We start from the raw sequence: 20,761 nt of genomic DNA, 5'->3' as shown, positions 1-20,761 counted from the left end.
ACCTGCCACCGGCTCACGCGTAGTCCTCCAGCGGCTTGACCTCGCCCCGACGGAGGCAGGCGTAAAGGAACGGCACGAACAGCAGGGTCGCGGGCGTACCGACCGCGATGCCGCCCATCACGGCACGGGCCAGGGCGGCGTTCTGCTCGCCGCCCTGGCCCGTGCCGAGCGCCATCGGGATCAGCCCGAGGAACATCGCGCTCGCGGTCATCAGCACCGGTCGCAGGCGGGTCTCGCCAGCGAGCAGCGCCGCCTCGACCGCTCCGCAGCCGGTCGCCTCGCGATGCTCCTTGGCAAAGGTCACCAGCAGGATCGAGTTTGCGGAGGCGATGCCCACCGACATGATCGCGCCGAAGAGCGAGGGAATCGAGAACGTGGTCCCGGTGATGAACAGGCTCGCGACGATGCCGCAGAAGGCCAGCGGCAGGGCCGCCAGCACCACGAACGGGTCGCCCCAGCTCTGGAAGTTCACCGCCATCAGCAGGTAGACCGCCACCAGGGCGATCGCGAGGCCGACCTGGAGCCGGAAGAAGGCCGATTCCATGTTCTCGATCTGGCCCCGGACGGTGATCTTGTCGGGGGCCGGCAGGGATTTCTGCTCCTCGGCGACGATGCGGCGGATCTCCTTGGCGACCGAACCCAGGTCGCTGTCCTGTACGGCAGCGTAGATGTTGAAGGTCGGCTGCGTGTTGACGTGGTTGATCACCGTTTGCGAACCCTCCCGCCGCATGGTCGAGACGCTGGACAGGAGCGTCAGGACGCCCGGCGCATCCGCGTTGCCGTTGACCAGAAGCGGCGTGTTCTGCAGGTCGGTGAGGGACGCGTTGCGGTATTCCGGCGTCTGCACCCAGAGTTGATAGGGGATGCCGGTCTTCGGATCGGTCCAGAAGTTCGGCGTCACCTGGAAGGAGCCCGAGAGCGAGACGTTCAGCCCTTGCGCGATCTGCTGTTGCGTCAGCCCGAGTTCCGAGGCGAGGCGCCGGTCGACATCGACGAAGAACTGCGGCGTGCCGACGATCTGGTGCAGGTGGACGTCGACGGCGCCGCGCGTGGCCTTGAGGCGTCGGACGATGGTCTGCGCCACCTCCAGATCCTTGGCGGTGTTGCGGCCAGAAACCTGGATGTCGATCTGCGCCAGGGTGCCGAAGTTCAGAATCTGGGTGATGATGTCCGAGGGCTGGAAGTAGAACACCACATCAGGAAACCGCTCGCGCAGAACCTCACGCAGGCGCTTGGTATAGTCGGCCACCGAGCCATGGCCTTCCTTCAAGTTGATCAGCATCTGACCGTCGTTGTAGGCGACGAACGAACCATCCGAGAAGGCGAAGTTGTAGTTGTTCGCCGGCAGGCCGATATTGTCGAGGATCTGGTCGATCTCCCCTTCGGGAATGACTTCGCGGACCACGGTCTCGACCTGGGCGAAAACCTGCTCGGCCGTCTCGATCCGCATGCCGGGGCGGGTGCGCAGGTGCAGGGTCATCTGGCTCGAAGCGACCTGCGGGAAGTAGTCTTGGCCCACGAAGACGAAGAGCCCCGCCGTGGTGGCGAAGACGATTGCGACCACGGCCAGCGTCGCGATCCGGCGGGCGATGACGACGTGGAGCAGGCCGAGATAGCCGCGATGGAAGCGCGCGAACCGCGCTTCGAAGCCGTGCCGGAACCAGCCGGCGAGGCGGAACACCGGGCCGACGATCCCGCCGAGTGCCCGGGCGATACGGCCCTGCTGCGGCGCGGCGCGCTCCCCGTGCTTGGCGTCGTATTCCCGCGCCACCAGCACGTCGATCAGCACTGGCACCAGGGTGCGGGACAGGACGTACGAGGTCAGCATCGCGAACACGACCGCGAGCGCCTGTGGGGTGAACAGGTATTTCGGGGTGTCTGTCAGGGCGAAGACCGACACGAAGGCGGCGCAGATCGACAGGGTCGAGATCAGCGCCGGCTTGGCGATGCCGGCGGCGCCCTCCACCACCGACTTGCGGAAGGGCTCGCCCTCCTCGAACAGCCGATAGGTGTTCTCGATCGCCACCGTGGCGTCGTCGACCAGGATGCCGACCGCCAGGGCCAGCCCGCCCAACGTCATCACGTTGATGGTCTCGCCGAGCGCCGTCAGGATCGCCAGCGAGGTCAGGATCGAGAGCGGGATCGAGACCAGCACCACGATGGTGGAGCGCCATGAGCCGAGGAACAGCAGAATGGTGAGGCCCGTTAGGGCCGCCGCGATGATCGCCTCGTGGATCACGCCCTCGATCGCCGCCGAGACGAAGACCGACTGGTCGAACAACGGCTTGAGGCTCATGCCCTCGGGGGCGGCGGCCTGAATGTCCGGCAGGGCCTTCTTGACGTTGTTGACCACGTCGAGGGTCGAGGCGGTGCCGTTCTTGAAGATCCGCATCAGCACCGAGTGCAGACCGTCGGCCCGCACGATATTGACCTGCGGCGGACCGCCGTCGCGGACATGGGCGACGTCGCGCACCAGGATCGGCTGTCCCCCCACGACCTTGATGGGGATCTGATTCAGGGCGTCGATCGCCTCCGGCGAGGCGTTGAGCTGCACCGGGTATTGCTGCTCGCCGATCTTGGCGAGGCCGGACGGAATGGTGAGGTTCTGCGCCGTCACCGCGTTGGTGACGTCGAGGGCGGTGAGCCCGAGGGCCTGGAGCGCGTGCAGGTCGAGGTCGACCATGATCTGGCGCGGGGTGCCGCCGAAGGGCGACGGCAGGGTCGAGCCGGGGACCTGGGTCAGGCGCTGGCGGATGCGGTACTGGGCGTAGTCGAAGACCTTGGTCAGGCTCTCCCGGTCGGAGGACAGGGCCAACTGGATCACCGGCACCGAGGAGGCCGAGAAGCGCAGGACGATGGGCGGCTGCACGCCCGGCGGCATCGTCGCGCGGATCGAGTTCATGGCCGAGACGACCTGTGCGATGGCCAGATCGATGCTCACGGCGCCGTCGAAGTAAATCTTCTGGATCGCCGTGCCCTGGAGGGTGGTCGATTCCATCCGGGCGATGTTGTTGACGTTGTTGGAGAGCGAAAACTCCGCGTAGGTGGTGATGCGACGCTCCATCTCGGAGGTCGACAGGCCGTTATAGGTCCACACCACCACCACCACCGGAATGTCGACGGTGGGAAGCACGTCCTTGGGCGCCACCACGACCGCCGCCGCGCCGCCGAGCATCATCAGCACGGCCAGCACGTAGATCGTGATGCGGAACTTTAGAGCATACTGGACGAGGCCCATCGGGTTTCCAGGTGGTCGCGTTCAGGCTGGTGTACCACGCTCGTCGCATGCCACGGGGCCATGTGTAGCCGCGACGCCGCGACGCAATTGTGGTTCCAGGCCGGGATTTTTGTTTCCGGGTGTAAATCCGCGGATCAAGATTGTACGAAAGCGTGCGGAACCGACGCCGGACCTATCGGGGTGCTGCCGTCGCGACGCTGCGGCAGATACCCTTCAGCGTGATCCAGTCCGCGTCGGTCAGGATGTGGCGTCCCGCTGTGTCGTTGCCGGCTAGGGCGCGGATGCGATGCGCGCGCTCCCGGGTGAAGGGATGGCTGCGCAGAAGGCTCGCGACCCCGTCCGGTTCTTCATCCCGGGCGATGCGCTCGAGGATGGTGGCGAGTGCGCCGGCATCGCCGCCGGAGCGCCGTAGGGATTCGACCGCGTAGGCATCCGCCGCGGTCTCGGCATCCCGTGAATAGCCGGCCGAGAGGGCCATCTGCCCGGTGGCGACGATGAGCGTCGAACCCGTGAGATCGCCGAGGACGAGGCTGAGGAGGAACGAACTGCCACTGGCCGCCAGCAGGGCGCGCATTGGATCGCGGGCGGCGATATGGCCGAACTCATGCGCGAGAATGCCGGCGAACTCGTCCGCGGTCTCGGATCGGTCGATCAGGCTGGACAGGATGATGACGCGGCTGCCCGGCAGGGTCAGCGCGTTGGCGACGGCGTGGTGGTGCACGGCGATCCGGGGCTCGCCCGCCATGACGCGCTGCCCCAGCATGCCGCGCTGCCCCGCCATCCGTGCCACGAGCCGGTCGAGAACGGCGCGGGCCGGACCGTCGTCGCAGACGGGGGGATGCCCGAGCATCCGGTCGACCTGATCCGCGACGGCGCTGCCGAGGCGTGCTTCGACCGATATCGGGATCACGGGGGCGAGCCGCGCGGCGATGGCAGGCACTCCGTAGATCGCCAGCAGGATCACCGAGAGCCCGGCGGCGATCGACCAGACGACCAGCCGCAGATTGCCGCCGGACCCGTTGTCATCCGACCGATGCAGATCTGGGCATCGGGCCGTGAGGGCGTCGGCGAAGGCGCTGTCGCTGACCTCCACGCGGGCCGGTTGGCCGCGCGGGCCGATCCGCATCAACGGTGCCACCGTGTCGCCGGCCACGAGGTCGAACAGATCCCAGTCGACGGCGATCTCCGGCCCCGCGATCCACAGGCGCTGATCGAGCCTCAGCGTCACGGGATGGATTCGGGCGCTGAGCCCATCGAAATAGCGCCCTTCGGCGTGGAGCGTCGCTCCCTGCCCGGCGCCCGTTCGGTCCGAACCGTGCGGCTGCACTAGAACCCGATCTCGAGGGCGCCGCCAACGTCGAGGGCGTCGGCGAGGCCCTCGTTGAGCCCGCTGCCGACCCGTCGGCCGGAAGCCAGGATCGCCCCGAGGCCGTCCGCGTTCTCCACCTGGGTGGTCGTGGCGACGGCGGCCCAGACGCGCGCGGTGATGACCCGGACGTAGAGCACGGCGAAGAACAGGGCACCGCCGAGATAGGCCAGGACCAGCCCGAACATGAGCACCCACTGGGCGCCATTGAGGGCTCCGCCGGTCTGGATCGAGACGGCGCCGGCTGCGATCACGACGCCGACCACGGTGATGAAGCCGAAGATCGACAGCATGTAGACGATGTAGGGCCAATAGAACTGTCGCGCTCTGAGGGTCGAGGCGAGGCGAACGGGGCCGAGGCTGGCCGCGTTCATGAAGATCCGCGTCTCGCGGGCCCGATAGAAAGGGATCAGCAGCAGCCCCAGGGGCGCAGAGACGCTGAACGTGCCGATGAGGAGGGCGCCGTAGGTGGCGATGGGAGTGCCGGCATAGGCGGAATTGAAGACGGTCTCACCGGGTTTTCCGCCGGGCTTGGCCACGAAGAGGTCGGCCGGGATGGCAAAATCTGAGGCTGCGAAGAAGGCCAGGACGGCGGCGAGAACCGGGACGAGCACCACGAGGTAGAAGGCGAGCCAGGGCAGGAGCAGCGATCGGCCTCGGGCCGACGACGCCATGCGGCCCGACCCGATCAGGGTGTGGTTGATCCGGTAACGCTCCAGGCTCGCGCGCATGAACGGGAAGGCGAGTCCGAGGGTCGCCAGGGTCAGGAGCGCCCACCCCGACGCCATCAGCGCGTAGGTGATCGCCGAACCGTCCTGCCCGAGCCGGATCCCGCGCCAGAGGGTGCGCGAGGCCCGGTAGCGACGGCCCCGATAGCGCGCGAATTGCCCGAGGACGAACAGGATGGCGAAGGACAGGGCACCGCCGAAGGAGGCGAGCGACGGCACCGACAGGGTGGCGACGAAGATCGCCACGTAGATTGGGATCAGGACCGCGAGCGCCACCAGGAACCCGAGAAACAGTTCCTTGCCGCGGCCGACATACTCGCCCGGGCTGCCGTCTACGACGGTTCGGCTCCAGAAGTAGCGCCGCAGGTCGGTCACATACCAGAACCGGTAGATTCCGAAGGTGACCAGAGACAGCAGGAAGCCCCGGACGGCGAGGCCGGTGAGCCCGGCGAGGCGCGTGTCGAAGGTGATCGCCCCGACGCGGCCACCCAGGGATCGCGCGTCGCCCGGCATCGGCTGTGTCATCGTGCCCCCAAACGTCAGAGGCTCCAGCTAAGCCGATTTGCCGTGCCGCTGCCACAACCGCACACGAACAGACTGTAGACCCGGTTAAGACCCGCCAAAGTCGCAGCAGGCGGACTCCTTCAGCAACAGCGGAAACCGTTGCGGTTGCCGACGCCGAAGCGAGCATTCTCGCGGTTGCGGAAGAATTCCCGCTCGGTCATGGGCTCCTGGTCCGCATGCGTTCGGCGGATATGGGCGGCATAGGCCTCGTAGTCGCCCTGCCCCACCATCAGCCGGGCGCCGTCGCAGACGCATTTCGAGAAGGTCTTGAGGCGGTCCCGCAACTCGGCCGACGATAGCGCCATGGTGCCTACTCCGCCGGAACCGCGGACGGACCGTCGCTCTCCAGCGCGGTCCAGCGATCGGCCCGGTACGCCTTCACGCAGGCCATGATGCCGAAGACCGCGATGGCCACCACGAGGCCGACGAACAGGATTGCCAGCGCCGCGTCGATCCGGTCGTTGAAGACGATCTTGTGCATGTCGGCCATGGTCTTGGCCGGGGCCAGCACCTTGTTCTCGGCGATCGCCGCCGAGAAGCGGTCGGCATGCGACAGGAAACCGATCTTGGGGTCGGCGGAGAAGATCTTTTGCCAACCGGCCGTCAGGGTGCAGATGCAGAGCCACACGGTCGGGATGATGGTGACGAAGGCGTAGCGCTCGCGCTTCATCTTGAAGATCACCACGGTGGCGAGGGTCAGCGCCACGGCGGCCAGCATCTGGTTCGAGATGCCGAACAGCGGCCACAGGGTGTAGATGCCGCCGAGCGGATCGGTGACGCCCTGGTACAGGAAGTAACCCCAGGCACCGACGCACAGGGCGGTGGCCAGGATGCTGGGAACCCAGGCAGTGGTGTCCTTGAAGGCCGGCGAGACGAGGCCGAGCAGGTCCTGCAGCATGAAGCGGCCGGCGCGCGTGCCCGCATCCACCGCCGTCAGGATGAACAAGGCCTCGAACAGAATCGCGAAGTGGTACCAGAACGCCATCATGCCCTTGCCGCCGATGGCAGAGGAGATGATGTGCGCCATTCCGACCGCAAGGGTCGGGGCGCCGCCGGCGCGCGAGATGATCGAGTGCTCGCCGACGTCGACGGCGGTCTGGGCGATCTCGGCGGCCGTGATCGTGAAGGCCGGGTCGAGCTTCGTCACCGCCGCCGCCGCGCTCTCCGGCGTGGTGCCGACGAGTCCCGCGGGCGAATTCATGGTGAAGTAGATGCCGGGCTCGATCACGCTGGCGGAGACCAGCGCCATCACGGCGACGAAGCTCTCCATGAGCATGCCGCCGTAGCCGATGAAGCGTGCATCCGACTCCCGGTCGATGAGCTTCGGCGTGGTGCCCGAGGAGATCAGGGCATGGAAGCCCGAGACCGCGCCGCACGCGATGGTGATGAACAGGAACGGGAACAGCGAGCCGGCCCAGACCGGACCGCTGCCATCGACGAATTTGGTCACCGCCGGCATCTGCATGTGCGGGGCGACGTAGGCGATGCCGAGCGCCAGACCCACGATGGTGCCGATTTTGAGGAAAGTCGACAGGTAGTCGCGCGGAGCGAGCAGGAGCCAGACCGGCAGGATCGAGGCGACGAAGCCGTAGCCGATCAGCAGCCAGCACAGCTGGGTCCCGGTGAAGGTGAAGACCGGACCCCAGTACGGGTCGGCCGCGACGTTGCCGCCGTACACGATGGCGAGCATCAGCAGGACGAAGCCGATGATCGAGACCTCGCCGACCTTGCCCGGGCGGATGTAGCGCGCATAGAGGCCCATCAGCATGGCGATCGGGATCGTCGCGGCGACCGTGAAGGTGCCCCACGGGCTCTCGGCCAGGGCCTTGACGACGATCATCGCCAGCACCGCCAGCAGGATCACCATGATCATGAAGGTGCCGAACAGCGCGATGATGCCCGGGATGGTGCCGAGTTCGGCACGGATCAATTCGCCGAGCGAGCGGCCGTCCCGTCGCATCGAGATGAACAGCACCATGAAGTCCTGCACCGCGCCGGCCAGGACGACGCCGGCCAGGATCCAGAGCAGGCCCGGCAGGTAGCCCATCTGCGCCGCGAGCACCGGGCCGACCAGGGGGCCGGCGCCCGCGATGGCGGCGAAGTGGTGACCGAACAGGACGTTGCGGTTGGTGGGCACATAGTCGAGCCCGTCATTGTGCACGTGCGCCGGCGTCCGACGGCCGTTGTCGAGCCGCATGACCTTTTCGGAGATGAAGAGCGAGTAGTAGCGGTAGGCGATCAGGTACACGCAGACCGCCGCGACGACGATCCAGAGGGCATTCACGGTTTCGCCGCGCGTCGTTGCGACGATCGCGAGGGCGGCCGCCCCCAAACCTCCGACCAGGACCCAGGGTCCGTGCTTGGATACCGCACTCATGACGTCTCGCTCCCGCGACCTGTCCTTGCCGGCAGGTCGTCAAGGGGCCTTCTCGCGCAAATTGACTGGAAGGGCCAGGGCAGTCGATTTCAATCGACGTTGTTTGAAAATCGAACGGCCTTCGTCGCAGGTCGACTCGCGCCGCTCAGTGGATGGTGATGACGCGATTCGGCAGGGCGTCGACAGGGACCGCGCGCGAGGGAAAGTCAGCCGCCAGGATGGTGCCGACCTGGCCGACGGCGGCGGTCAGGCCTGCCTCGACCTCATCGCGCCGGAGGGCATCGAGCAGGGTATCGATCGCGTTCGACCAGGCCGGGGTCGGGACCCGAGCGGCGACACCGCGATCCGCCACGATCTCCGCATGCCCTTCGGCCTGGGCGAGGTAGATCAGCACGCCGGTGCGCCCTTCGGTCTGGCACAGGCCCCTTGTCCTGAACTCGCGCAGGGCCTGTTCGTGAGCCCGGTCGCGGCGGATGGAACGGGGCACCAGGGCCATTCGCACACGGGGATGCAGACCCGCGAGCAGCACGACGAGCACGACGGCGATCTGCGCCAGGGCGATTGCGGCCGCACTCCAGGGCGTGAACAGGATCAGCGGCCAGGGGACCACGAGCCCGCAGGCAAGCGCGGCGAGAAGCGGCGCCGAGCGATAGAAGCCGGCCCGCGCGGCGACCAGCACCACGATCTCGCCGGAAGTCGTGGTTTCGGCCCTGCGGATCGCCTCCGCGATGCGGGTGCGGGCGCCCTCGTCCAGGAGGTCCCTCGATTTACCAGTCACCGGAGGCTCCTCCCCCACCCGACGAGCCGCCGCCGCCGGAAAAGCCGCCTCCATCGAAGCCGCCGGACACGCCGCCGCTCCATCCCCCGGAGACCGGCCCCGGCAGGATCACGAACCCGCCACCGCGGCCGCCGCGCCCGCCCCGGTTCATCCGATAGACGACGAACAGGATGACGAAGAACAGCACGATGAAAAGGAGGACCTGGCTCGGATCGGCCTCGTCGGTCCGGACTTTGGCCTTGCGCTGCCACTCCTCGGCGTCACCGGCCAGGATCGTCAGCATGGCGTCGACGCCGGCATTGAGGCCGCCGGCATAGTCGCCCGTCTTGAAGCGCGGGGTGATGGCGGTGGTGATGATGACCTTCGAGAGCGCATCGGTCAGCGCCCCTTCGAGGCCGTAACCGACCTCGATCCGGACTTTTCGCTCGTTGGGCGCCACCAGCAGCAGCGCTCCGTTGTTGGTCTTGGCTTCTCCGAGCTTCCAGGCCCGGAACAGCCGATTGCCGTAATCCTCGATGGTGCGGTCCTGCAGGCTCGGGATGGTGGCGACCACCACCTGGTCCGAGGTCTTGTCCTCGTAGGCCTTCAGCTTGGCCTCGAGGGTCGCCCGGTCCTCGGGCTTGAGGATGCCGGCCGCGTCCACAACCCGCCAGGTCAGGGCCGGAAACGTCGGTTCGGCCGCGCCGGCGGCTCCGGCCCAGAGGGCGAGCCAGAGCGCCAGCAGCAGGCAGGCGGTGTCGATCCAGAGGCGGCGCGCCGCGATCCCCCGCATGCTTGGAGCGCCCATCCTGGGCTAGAACTTCACGTTCGGCGGGCGCTCGGCGTTCGGCGTCGCCGTGAAGGTCTCCATCGGCTTCGCGTCCGGGTAGAAGATCGCCGCGATCCACCGGCCCGGAATGGTGCGGACCTCGGTGTTGTAGTCCTGAACCGCCGCGATGTAGTCCCGGCGGGCGACGGCGATCCGGTTCTCGGTGCCTTCGAGCTGCGACTGCAGGGCGAGGAAGTTCTGGTTCGACTTGATGTCGGGATAGCGCTCGACGGTGACGAGCAGGCGGCCGAGAGCGCCCGAAAGCTGGTTCTGCGCGTCCTGGAATTCCTTGAATTTCTGCGGATCGCTCACGGTCGAGGCGTCGACCTTGACGCTCGACGCCTTGGCCCGCGCCTCGGTCACACCGACCAGGACGTCCTTCTCCTGCTGCGCATAGCCCTTCACCGTCTCGACCAGATTGGGGATCAGATCCGCCCGGCGCTGGTACTGGTTCTGGACCTCGCTCCACGAGGACTTCGCCCGCTCCTCCAGGGTCGGCACCCGATTGACGGCGCCACATCCGGACAGGCCGATGCCGAGCGTCAGGGCGGCGACGGCGATCCGCACCCGGCCGAGCCAGTTTCCGACCGAACCGGATCTGACCGACTGGGTCGTGGGGGTGATCACACCTGCGTGCATCGTCGAACTCCTCGGAACCGGACCGCCGCGCATCGGCGCTGCCCCGCCCCAGTCTCCGAGGGATGGGGCCGCGCGTCGCGGCGGTGCGCGCTACTCACGATGCCGCTCCTGCCACGAGAAAGCCGAAGTACCAAACCCATCGGCGCCGAGAAAAGCCGTTATCACCCGATCCTTGGGTGCTGAGCCATCGTTCTTCCCCGAGATGCCCACGCCCGCCACCAAGGCGTGACAACTGGATGGGGGCTCTGTCCGGGTGAAACCTTGCTCGAATACCAGGTCTGAGCGGCGTTCCTGCCCGCGTCCCCGATGCCCGGCCGTCACACAGTCAGATTCTGCTTGGGCATCCCATCCGGCAGGCACCTCGGCAAGTCCAGGGCGCAAGGACAGGGCTCAAGCGCTTTCGAACGGCCTTAAGCAGGCCTCTGCTTTCTGCCCTGCCTCCCGCGATGGCCACGCAGCGCAATCAGGCCGAGAGACCGGCCGCCAGCAGGTGCCGGTCAGCGCCCCCCGGGGCCGCCGTTGGCGCTTCCATTCGGAAACGCCTGTTCGGGCCGGCTCGCATTGCCGCCGGCGGCAGAGTTCGTCGTCACCGTATCGGCCCCTGTGGCTCCATAGGAGATGACGACATCGCGACTGTTGCCGGTGGTGTTCGGCTGATTCTGGACGATGACGCCCCTTCGGTCTTCCGGGAGGAACACACCCTGCGCCAGAACCGGGGCCGCCGATGTAGCCCCGATGACAAGCGAACTGACCAGCGCGACACGAATGCTCACGGCGTCCTCCATGCAAGAATCCTGATCGGTGAACACGGGCCGGATGGGGCTGTTCCTGCGACCAAACGGAGGTGATCGGTCCGGTGTCGCGTCCGTTTGCGCGGTCGATCGCACCGATGAGCGAGGGACAGACCGCGCGCACCGGGCGTTTCAAACGTCGCCGCTACGAGCGTCGGATCGCTGAACAGGTCAGAGTGCCTGCAGCGACCGGATCGACGGTCGCGGATCTCAGCATTTCTTCCATCGCCCTAAGACAGCATAGTTGAGACGAAGCGTCATCGCTGTGCCTCGGACGATCCGCAGACCAAACTACGGCCAAATAGGCTGCGGCCCGGTCCGGCGTGGCGCCGGAGACTCACCCTGTGACGTGTTGAACCAACAGGTTCGAGGGAACGGCCTGGGGCGCAGGTTGTTTCTAGCCTAACGTTCATACGACAGGAGTTCTCAGATGCGGAAGTTCGTCCTTGCCTCCACGGCCTTGGTCGGCCTTGGCCTTCTGGCATCGGCACCTGCCGAGGCACGCGGTTGGGGCTACGGCCACGGTGGTTACGGTCATGGCGGTTACGGCTACGGCGGTGGTTATCGCGGTGTCGGCTTCCGCGGCGGCTACGGTGGATATCGTGGCTATGGCGGCGGCTACGGTCGCGGTTACGGCCATCGTCGCGGCATCGGCCCGGGTGCCGCCATCGGCCTCGGCATCGCCGGTCTGGCAGCCGGCGCGATCGTGGCAAACAGCTATGGCGGCTATGGATACGGCTACGGCCGTCCCGTCGGTTATTACGGCGGCGGATACGGCTACGCCCCGGCCCCCGCCTATGGCTATGCTCCGGCCTATGGCTACGGCTACCCTGCCTATGGCTACGGATACTAACGTGGCCAATTAAGCTCCGCAGTAGGGCGGGTTACAATCGACATCATTGGCGGCACATTCGGAAAGATCCGAGTGTGCCGCCTTTGTTTTGTTTTTCTTCTTTCGATCGTTCGTCTATCTGCGGCGATAAGGCTTCCGTTATCATTCGAACATCCGATTGACGCTCGCGTTGGTCGTCGGATTATTTAAAGGAAGCCAATGTCACCTTTTAAGATGCTGTGCGGTGTAGCCGCTCTGTCCGCGCTCGGCTTCGTCCATACGGCGGCCTACGGCCAGGAGGGCGGCCCCTGCACCGACGATATCGCCACGTTGAAGCGCGAACTCGGGACCCAGGTGGGGATGGGGGCACCCGTGTCCCAGCCGGATTCCGGGCAGCATAAGGGGCCGCACGCCGGTTCAGCGGATCGCGCGGCCGGCAACACATCGCCCGACGCCAAGCCCGTCGGCAATGCCGAGACGGATCGCGCCCAGCAGGGCGGAGCGTCCCGCGAGGCCGGTGGATCGCCGGGTACCGTCGGCGGCGTTTCCGGACCCGTGGCTGCTGCCACCGGGACCGGACAGGCAGATTCGGTTGCCTCAGGGCGGATCGCCACCTCTCCGGCCGACGTTCGCGCGCAATCCGAGAACAAGCCGACGGCGGCCGCCAAGGCTGCCAGCGGCGGAGAGGCCTCGGCTTCGCCCAGCCTCTCGGCCGAGGACAAGGTCTCCCAGGCCAAGACGGCCCTTCAGCGCGCGACCGACCTGAACGCCAAGGGCGACCAATCCTGCCGCGAGGCCGTCCAGCAAGCGCGTTCGCTGATGCCGCAACAGGGTCGCTGATCGGCGGCCGCCGCCACCAGACAGCAGGTACGGCGTGTCCCGGATGACGGGGCACGCCGTTTCCATGTGCGCCAAATCTTGGTCGGGTCTGGACCGGGCGCGTCGGGCCTGAGGCCGCATCACCGGATGGCGCTCCGTCTCGTGACGGCAAACACTCGCGAGAGCGATCCTATTCCCGCATGCAAAACTGCTCCGTCGCCTTTCGCGAACGGCAGGCTGTGCGATCACGGTGCGCGCTGAACGAGACCGCCGCGTTGGCCAAAGAACAGCGCCCCTTCGATGGCTGAGTCGGGAGCGGACGCATCGTCTGGCGCTCGGCACCTCGCCCAGCAATGACCGTTCTGATCCAGAACCGCGCGTGAATCACAATCCCCGAACAGTCTGATCTCTCGCAACGTTTCGTCGCGTGCTGTTATCGATAGACAGTATATAAGCTTCTTCGATATGACTTAACCGATGTTAGACGCACCGGATTTGTGCCGGAACCCAGCCGATGGCTGCGGAACTACAGCGGAAAGCACGCGGTTGGATGGGCTGAGCGAAGGGTTTCGGACGCCGGCCCTGCAATCCCGGTTCTCCCGTCCGTCCCGAGGAACGCAGCACTGAGCGATCTGCCGGACGGCCGAGCCTCCGCATGCGAGCCCCCACCGGCCGTTTCTCATCACCGAGACCATCGCGTCGGCTGCCAGTCGGGGAGCCGACCCGTATTGGAAGGATGTCATCCCATGGTTCGTCTGAGCCTGTCCCTCGCCCTCCTCGTCGGCGCAGCGGTGCCCGCTTTGGCCCAACCGGCGCTGTCCGACGCTCCACCGGCGCTGCTGGTGCATGGCAATTATTGCGGACCCGGCAACAACGCTCCGCGTCCACCAATCGATGCCCTCGACGCGGCCTGCGCCCGCCACGACGCGTGCACCCCGTCCGGCGGGTTGCCATCGCGCGCCTGCAATCTCCGTCTGCAGCGCGACGCCGCGCGCATTTCCCGCGATCCGCGTGAACCTGATGAGATTCGCGCCCTTGCTGGGCTCATGGGAGCGAGCGTAGCCCTTCTCCCATCAGATCTGCACCTCGCGGCCGCACCGGCGACGGCGACGGGCACGTCGAGCGTCGAGACACCGGCGCCGTCCGACCCGACCTCACTCCTGCCCACCGGCGGCGACATTACGATCCCGGCCGTGCAATAAGGTCAGGCCGGCTCCGCTTCGATCGGATCAAGACACCCATTGCGATCCGATGAGACCCTCGTGTGCAGCCGCGAGAAGACCCGCGCCTGCCGACCACCATCGGATGCACCGAGCAAGTCTCGACCGCCGGCGCGTCCCTGTGGACTTCCGGCTCTGGGAGGGCGGACATCGCGATCGTCAGCCGTGTGACGGATGAAGACTTTTCCAGCGTGCGACGGGTGAACACGCGGCCCAACCTGCTGATCAGCTTGGCGGAACTCAAGGCACTTCGGCACAGCCGGTCTTCGCAAACCCTGGGCGGTGGACCGACCCGCCGCGTCCATGGCGCCAGCCTCGACGCGGCGGCTCGGCATGTCTCTCGATCCGGCCCATGGCCGTCAATTTCATGGCCGTCAATTTGATGGCCCTCAAGCCGATGGCCCTCAACCTCATGGCCCTCGATTCAGTGTCAGCCTGACACGCAGCATTGATGGCATGCACGACCATGGGCATGCGCGGCGGTCGGATCGGCTGCATACGTGACAGTGGCGATGGTCGGCCGGACGAATCTTGGCATTCCTCCGCAAAGGACGACAGGGCCGAGGCGAACGGCACGCTCCGGCTGCCATTCGCCTGCATCGGTGACAGGTTTCTCCATCGCCGGAACGCATTGGACCCTACACGGCAACAGAGTCTACCAGGCGACCGGGTGCAGCCGGCGGCGCGACCGGAGATTCTCTGACGTCGGGAGAGCGATGTCTGAACGTGGTCTGGACACAGCAGATCCGCGGGAACAAACAATCGCACAACAACTTTTCGTTGAATTAGGGTGCGATTGAGAGAGGATCCCGATGTTTCCTGCATGGCTTCATGGTCTTTCGATCACCGCCCTGCTGTTGGGCGCTGTCTGTGCCCTCGTGATCTCCATCGACGTTGTCCGGCATCCCCAACCCATGGGCATCATGAATGTCGTATGGCCGGTCTGTGCCCTGTTCGGGACGGTCGCGGTTGCGTGGGCCTATCTCCGCTATGCACGATCCGTCATCCCGGAGGTGCATCATGCGGGGAGGGATCGGGACACAGCGACCGCGCACCGGACCGAGCCCCCGTTCCCCGTCATGGTCGGCAAAGGCGCCCTTCACTGCGGCAGTGGCTGCATGCTCGGCGATATTGCGGCGGAGTGGCTTGCTTTCCTGATCCCGGCCGTGGCGGTCTGGTTCGGCTGGCAGACCGTGTTCGCCGAGAAGATGTACGCGGTCTGGATCCTCGATTTCGTGTTCGCCTTCGGACTCGGCATCGTGTTTCAGTACTTCGCCATCGTGCCGAAGCGGAATCTCTCGCCGATGCAGGGACTCGTTGCGGCTTTGAAGGCCGACACGGCTTCCCTCATCGCGTGGCAGATCGGCATGTACGGCTTCATGGCGTTGGCCCAGTTCGTCCTGCTCCCGGCCCTCGGCGCGCCGCGGGCCGCGGTGAACACGCCCGAGTTCTGGTTCGTGATGCAGATCGCGATGGTAAGCGGTTTTCTGACCAGCTACCCGGTCAACTGGTGGCTGATCACCACCGGCCGCAAGGAGCGCATGTGAGGGGGCCGACATCGAATCGGGATCGGACGATCGGTTCGGACGGATCGGCCCCGAGCCGGACAGGTCGCGTTCGCCGGCAGGGGCGGTCCAGCGCTCTCCCGGTCCCCTGTCGCACGCCGGCAAAGCACGTCTGACAACAGCGGGCGAGCGGTCACAGACATCCGCTCAGCCCAAATCGGACTGACGATCGCGACGCGGGGGATTGCGGTCTGGCGGAGACGGAGGGATTCGAACCCTCGATACCCCTTTCGGGGTATGCTCATTTAGCAAACGAGTGCCTTCAGCCGCTCGGCCACGTCTCCGCAGGCCGTCGATCTAGAATTTCGCATCCGGCGGGTCAAGCCGCGTTTCGGCCAACGGTGGGGAATTCGGCGGCTTTGCGGGCGCTGTGCCGTGGGGAGCACAAGGGCCGAGAGCCCGATGGAGGAGCGCTTGGCACGGTCGCTGCCGCAATCCTGATCAGGGGCCAGCCAATCTCTTGCGCTGGACCTTGCCGTTCGGCGTGCGCGGCAAGGCGTCGAGGAACCGGACCTCGCGAGGGCATTTGTAGGCCGCCAGCCGATCGCGGCACCAGGCGATGAGGTCGTCAGCCTCCAACTCGGCACCCGGTCTCGCGACGACGAAGGCCGTGATCACGCTGAGGTCGCTGCGCACCGCCACCTCCGTCACGCCGACTTCGGCCACGTTTGGATGGACGCCCAGCACGCCTTCGACCTCGTTCGGCGAAACCCGATAACCCAGCGCGTTCATCAGGTCGTCGTTGCGGCCGTGAAAGGTCAGGTAGCCGTCGGCATCGAGGCTGGCGAGGTCGCCCCCGACGAACCAATCCCCGCGCCGTACCGCGGCCTCCTCCTCGGGTCGGTTCCAGTAGCCCAGCATCAGGCCGGGTTCGGACCGATGGACCGCCAGCAGGCCGATCTCGCCGGGACCGAGCGGGTCCGCCGGCCCATCCGTCGGCAGGATCGCGACGCGCCGGCCGGGCTGAGGCTTGCCCGGCGAGCCCGGCCGCACCGGAATGGTCGGTCCGGTCGACACGTAGGTCGAGACCTCGCTCATTCCGAGCGCTTCGTAGAGGGGTTTCCCGGTCGCTTCGGTCCAGGCCGCGTGCAGCGCGGGCGAGAGTGCTTCGCCCGCCGTCACCCCATGACGCAGGGCACGCAGGTCGACGGACGAGAGATCGCCGTATTTCAGAATCTGGCGGTACAGGCTGGGGACGGCGGCGAACAGGGTCGCCCGATGGCGCGCCATCAGTGCGGGCCAGACGGTCGGATCGCGCGGGCCGTCGTACAGCACCGCCGTGGCACCGCAGGCCCAGGGGTCGGTGATGCCGACGCCCAGAGTGTAGGTCCAGTTCATCGTGCCGGCATGCAGCATCACGTCGTGCTCGGACAAACCGAGCCAGTGTTCATGCATCGGGCGGCGGCCGCGAATGGCCCGATGGGCGTGCAGGACGCCCTTCGGCCGGCTGGTGGTGCCGGAGGTGTAGACCAGGGTCGCGGGATCCTCGGCGCCGGTATCGGCATAATCGACAAGCGCCGGTCCCGCCTTCATCGCGGCGATCGCGTCGGGCTTCAACAGGATGCGGCCACCGAGGCCGGCCGGATCGGCCGGGTGATCGCGGCCCACCACGACGACCGAGGCATCGGCATTCTCCATCAGGAATGCCGCTTCGGCCTCGGTCAATTGTGGGGAGGAGGGCAGCGCCACGAGGCCCGCCGCCAGCGCGCCGAAATACACCAGGACGTAGTCGATCTCGTTGCCCATACGGATCATGACCCGGGCGCCGCGTGCGAGGCCGAGTCTCTGGAAGCCGGCCGCGATGCCGCGGACGGCCCGGTCGGCCTCCGCGAAGGTCAGGGACCTGACGTCGTCGGCCCCCGCCATGATCAGCGCGACCTTGTCGGGCCGGAGCCGGGCGTTCTCGGCCAGACAGTAGCGGGCACCGTTGAAGCGGGATTCGGGGGCGGTGGCGTCCGACGATGGGGGCAAGCGGGCAGGCTCCGTGGCGTTCGGCCCGCAGGGAAACCGAAACCCGCCGGCGGCACAAGAGCGCCGACGGCTGCGCCATTTCGCACTGAGCGTATCAGCCCGTGATCTCCTTGGCGGCCGACAGCATATCCTTCATGGCGTCTGCGGCTGCCTGATAGGCGGGCGTGCCGATATCCCAGTTGCTGACCTTGATGGCTTCCAGCATCTTGGCGGCCTCGGCGCAGGCCTTGGTCTCGGCCGCGGCGAAGCGGGCGAAGGCCGGATGGGCGGCAGGCGCCGTTCCAGCAAGGTCGGTGCGCAGGCTGCGGCCCGGCTGCCCCGACAGGTTCGCCAGGGACGGCTCCGGCTGCGCCATGCCGACGAGGACGCGCGCGAGCTTGCGCTTCCAGGCGCCCACATCCGCGGGCAGCCGCACGAGCCCGTAGACCGGCACGTCGCGGGCGTTGGCGCTCAGGGCCGCCTGGCCGGTCGCTTCGGCACGGACGAGGCGGGTGGTGATCTTCTCGATCTCCTCGTGGGTCTTGGCCGCTTTCGCGGCGATGTTCTGGACGCTCGTGGAGATCTCGGACGTGGCCGCGCGCTGCTGGCCGAGCATCTGCGAGATCGCCTGGTTCAGGTCGCTCGCCTGAGCGATGCGGGTATTCGTCTCGACGATCCGGTGCTCGAGATGGTCGACGATGGTGCGTCCGGTGGTGACGGCGCTGCGGCTCTCGCCAACCGCCTCCGAAATCGCGCCCATTTCGCTGGTCAGGGTGCTGAGAAGACCGCGGATCTCGCCGGTCGATTTGGCCGTCTGGGCCGAAAGCGACTTCACCTCGGCGGCGACGACGGAGAAGCCGCGGCCGGCCTCGCCGGCACGGGCCGCCTCGATGGTGGCGTTCAGGGCCAGTAGGTTGGTCTGGGCGGAAATCGCCGCGATGGTTGTGGCCATCACCTCGATCTGCGCGATGGCACGCTCGAGGACCACGACCCGATCGGAAATCTGCGCGGTCCGGGTGTCGATCTCGTGCATCGCAGTCCGCGCCTTCTGCGCGTCCAGGATACAGGCCTGCGTCTCCGCCAGGGCGCCCTGCGCCACCATGACGACGGTCTCGGAGGTCTGGGCGACTTCGGCGACGGAGGCCGCCATTTCCTCGGTCGCGCCCGCGATGGTTTGGGTGGCGCTCGCCACCTCACCGACATCGTAGGTCATCCAGCCGGTGTTGGTGGCCGCCTCGGAGGCTTCGCGGGCGACGGCGGCGGTGTTGGCGAGGCTGCGCAGCAGGTCGCTCTCGCGCTCGGCGTGCAGACGCTCGATCGCTGCGCGCAGTGCGCCCTCCGGAAGGTCGACCGCCGCAAGGGTCTGGCTCGCCATCAGGGCCTCGACGGCGCGGACGAGACGGACCTCCTCGGTACCACGTCCGGTGTCCGACTGAACATCAGTCGAGGGCTGCTTCGGAGTGGAACGAGCGAAGGGGAGTCCGAGCATCGGGATGGGTCCTGTTGGGCGTAACGACAGGGTTTAGCCGAACCCCCTTAAGTTATCGTTATGCGCAATAGCACCGTGGAAGAACCGGTGGTTGATCACGGACTTGTCAATCCGGATATCGTTGCAACGCAAAAAGATCGATAAGGTTGCCACTTTCGATTTATTCAATGATTGCGGTTTCGAATTGAGATCGAAGTGTCAAAGATCTGCGCAACGAGCGCGGAGAACGTCTTGCAAGCGACGAATCCTGCGACCGTGACCGGCGAATCTTAGCTCTTGATCGAGCACTTGCTGAAAGACACAAACGCCGGTTCATCCGTGCAAAACTGCGGCGGATGCCTTTGGCCCTCGTTCTCACCAACAATAAACCCTGGAAAGGAAACCCGACATCAGCCATCGCACGATACACTGGCATGTTCTAACGGCAGAAAATTTCCTGTTTCGTTAAGGAAGACAAGTTTTCATCTTAGTTGTGAGCCAAATGGATCGGATTTCTCTCACAATTCATCTTTTTCGTGTGAATTGATAGAATACAATTTGAGGTAGATTATCGGCCTGACGACGCTCTCCTGCGAATCATAACTTTTGATCGGTTTCGATTTTCAACCAACTCGCTTCGGCCGTGGCGATGGCCGCTTTGGAAGCAACGACGCCTTCCGGACCGTCTGTCGCACCTCACCCGTCGATCCCTGGCAGGTTCACATTCCGAGGTCGCCGATGGCGGCAACCCCACGCCTAGGAGATCGACCTGATGGCTGACGTGACTGATATCCCGGCAATCAACCTCTGCGACGGACGCACGATCCCGCAGCTCGGCTTCGGGGTCTATCAGCTGCCGGACGACCGGGCGCCGGAGATTGTCGGCGCAGCGATCCGCGCCGGCTTCCGCTCGATCGATACGGCGGCCATCTACGAGAACGAGGCTGGTGTGGGACAGGCCCTTCGGGCGAGCGTGGTGTCACGCAGCGATCTCTTCGTCACCACCAAGCTCTGGAACGACCGCCAGGGCTACGAGGCGACCTTGCGGGCCTTCGACGAAAGCCTGGTCCGGCTCGGCCTCGATGATGTCGATCTCTACCTGATCCATTGGCCGTGTCCCGATCGGGGCCTCTTCCTGGAGACCTGGAAGGCCTTCGTGCGTCTCCAGGCGGAGGGTCGGGCGAAATCGATCGGCGTCTCGAATTTCGAGCCCGATCACCTCGATCGCATCATCACGGAGACGGGCGTGGTCCCGGCCGTCAATCAGATCGAATTGCACCCGCGCTTTCAACAGAAGCCCCTACGCGCTGTCCATGCGCGATACGGGATCGTCACGGAATCCTGGAGCCCCCTCGGCCGCGGGCAGGCCTTGTCCGATCCGATCCTGATGGGGATCGCGGAGCGGCACGGCCGGACGCCGGCGCAGGTCGTGCTGCGCTGGCAGATCCAGAAGGGTCACGTGGCGATCCCGAAGACCGCAACGCTCTCCCGCATTCCGGAGAATCTCGACGTCTTCGGCTTCACCCTGGAGACGGACGAGCTGACGGCCATCGACACTCTCGACCGCCCCGACGGCCGGATGGGGCCGGACCCGATGACGTTCGGGTAACGCAGGCCG

The 20,761-nt window shown here is 66.4% G+C and carries 16 protein-coding genes and 1 tRNA gene; 5 read left to right on the top strand and 12 right to left on the bottom strand.

Going from position 1 to position 20,761, the window contains the following annotated elements:
* Positions 1-13: 13 nt before the first annotated feature.
* From ACV7NL_RS10855 to ACV7NL_RS10815, 9 genes are all read right to left on the bottom strand, one after another.
* Positions 14-3,238, bottom strand: coding sequence for an efflux RND transporter permease subunit (locus ACV7NL_RS10855; protein WP_463355656.1), 3,225 nt, complete (start codon positions 3,236-3,238; stop codon positions 14-16).
* A gap of 172 nt (positions 3,239-3,410) precedes the next feature.
* A complete protein-coding gene (locus ACV7NL_RS10850) occupies positions 3,411-4,565 on the bottom strand; it encodes a M48 family metallopeptidase (protein ID WP_463355655.1) in 1,155 nt (384 codons plus the stop codon).
* Positions 4,565-5,857, bottom strand: a complete 1,293-nt coding sequence (locus ACV7NL_RS10845; protein WP_463355654.1) for a DUF898 family protein — start codon at positions 5,855-5,857, stop codon at positions 4,565-4,567. Before ACV7NL_RS10845 ends, ACV7NL_RS10850 begins: the two co-directional genes overlap by 1 nt.
* A gap of 119 nt (positions 5,858-5,976) precedes the next feature.
* Positions 5,977-6,201, bottom strand: a complete 225-nt coding sequence (locus ACV7NL_RS10840; protein WP_056479277.1) for a YbdD/YjiX family protein — start codon at positions 6,199-6,201, stop codon at positions 5,977-5,979.
* 5 nt (positions 6,202-6,206) lie between these two features.
* Positions 6,207-8,273: a carbon starvation CstA family protein gene (locus tag ACV7NL_RS10835; protein ID WP_247634955.1), complete on the bottom strand. Its 2,067-nt coding sequence runs from the start codon at positions 8,271-8,273 to the stop codon at positions 6,207-6,209.
* Positions 8,274-8,418: 145 nt separating this feature from the next.
* On the bottom strand, positions 8,419-9,051 hold the full coding sequence (locus tag ACV7NL_RS10830; RefSeq protein WP_463355653.1) for a TPM domain-containing protein: 633 nt from the start codon (positions 9,049-9,051) through the stop codon (positions 8,419-8,421).
* Positions 9,041-9,823 (bottom strand): TPM domain-containing protein, encoded by a 783-nt coding sequence (locus tag ACV7NL_RS10825; protein WP_463355652.1) that lies wholly within the window; start codon positions 9,821-9,823, stop codon positions 9,041-9,043. Before ACV7NL_RS10825 ends, ACV7NL_RS10830 begins: the two co-directional genes overlap by 11 nt.
* Positions 9,824-9,844: 21 nt before the next feature.
* Positions 9,845-10,498 (bottom strand): LemA family protein, encoded by a 654-nt coding sequence (locus ACV7NL_RS10820; RefSeq protein WP_244478518.1) that lies wholly within the window; start codon positions 10,496-10,498, stop codon positions 9,845-9,847.
* A 497-nt stretch (positions 10,499-10,995) separates the two neighbouring features.
* A complete protein-coding gene (locus ACV7NL_RS10815; protein ID WP_463355651.1) occupies positions 10,996-11,271 on the bottom strand; it encodes a hypothetical protein in 276 nt (91 codons plus the stop codon).
* A 448-nt stretch (positions 11,272-11,719) separates the two neighbouring features.
* On the opposite strand from ACV7NL_RS10815, the gene ACV7NL_RS10810 reads away from it, so the two are divergent.
* From ACV7NL_RS10810 to ACV7NL_RS10795, 4 genes are all read left to right on the top strand, one after another.
* Complete coding sequence (locus tag ACV7NL_RS10810; protein ID WP_056189183.1) at positions 11,720-12,142, top strand: hypothetical protein; 423 nt, start codon at positions 11,720-11,722, stop codon at positions 12,140-12,142.
* A 213-nt stretch (positions 12,143-12,355) separates the two neighbouring features.
* On the top strand, positions 12,356-12,961 hold the full coding sequence (locus tag ACV7NL_RS10805) for a hypothetical protein (protein ID WP_463355650.1): 606 nt from the start codon (positions 12,356-12,358) through the stop codon (positions 12,959-12,961).
* A gap of 725 nt (positions 12,962-13,686) precedes the next feature.
* Positions 13,687-14,142 (top strand): hypothetical protein, encoded by a 456-nt coding sequence (locus tag ACV7NL_RS10800; protein WP_463355649.1) that lies wholly within the window; start codon positions 13,687-13,689, stop codon positions 14,140-14,142.
* A gap of 830 nt (positions 14,143-14,972) precedes the next feature.
* Positions 14,973-15,707, top strand: coding sequence for a DUF4396 domain-containing protein (locus ACV7NL_RS10795; RefSeq protein WP_463355648.1), 735 nt, complete (start codon positions 14,973-14,975; stop codon positions 15,705-15,707).
* 210 nt (positions 15,708-15,917) lie between these two features.
* Here the strand turns inward: ACV7NL_RS10795 and ACV7NL_RS10790 are convergent.
* The 3 genes from ACV7NL_RS10790 to ACV7NL_RS10780 form a co-directional block, all read right to left on the bottom strand.
* A tRNA-Ser gene (locus ACV7NL_RS10790) sits at positions 15,918-16,009 on the bottom strand.
* Between the two features lie 157 nt (positions 16,010-16,166).
* On the bottom strand, positions 16,167-17,696 hold the full coding sequence (locus tag ACV7NL_RS10785; protein ID WP_463355647.1) for a class I adenylate-forming enzyme family protein: 1,530 nt from the start codon (positions 17,694-17,696) through the stop codon (positions 16,167-16,169).
* Between the two features lie 94 nt (positions 17,697-17,790).
* Positions 17,791-19,164, bottom strand: a complete 1,374-nt coding sequence (locus ACV7NL_RS10780; protein ID WP_463355646.1) for a methyl-accepting chemotaxis protein — start codon at positions 19,162-19,164, stop codon at positions 17,791-17,793.
* A 751-nt stretch (positions 19,165-19,915) separates the two neighbouring features.
* On the opposite strand from ACV7NL_RS10780, the gene ACV7NL_RS10775 reads away from it, so the two are divergent.
* The gene (locus ACV7NL_RS10775; protein ID WP_463355645.1) at positions 19,916-20,752 is read left to right on the top strand and encodes an aldo/keto reductase; all 837 of its coding nucleotides are present in this window, start codon (positions 19,916-19,918) and stop codon (positions 20,750-20,752) included.
* Positions 20,753-20,761: the final 9 nt, after the last annotated feature.

It is taken from the genome of Methylobacterium sp. Ger2507, assembly GCF_055231875.1.
This window is presented reverse-complemented; position numbering and strand designations above follow the sequence as displayed.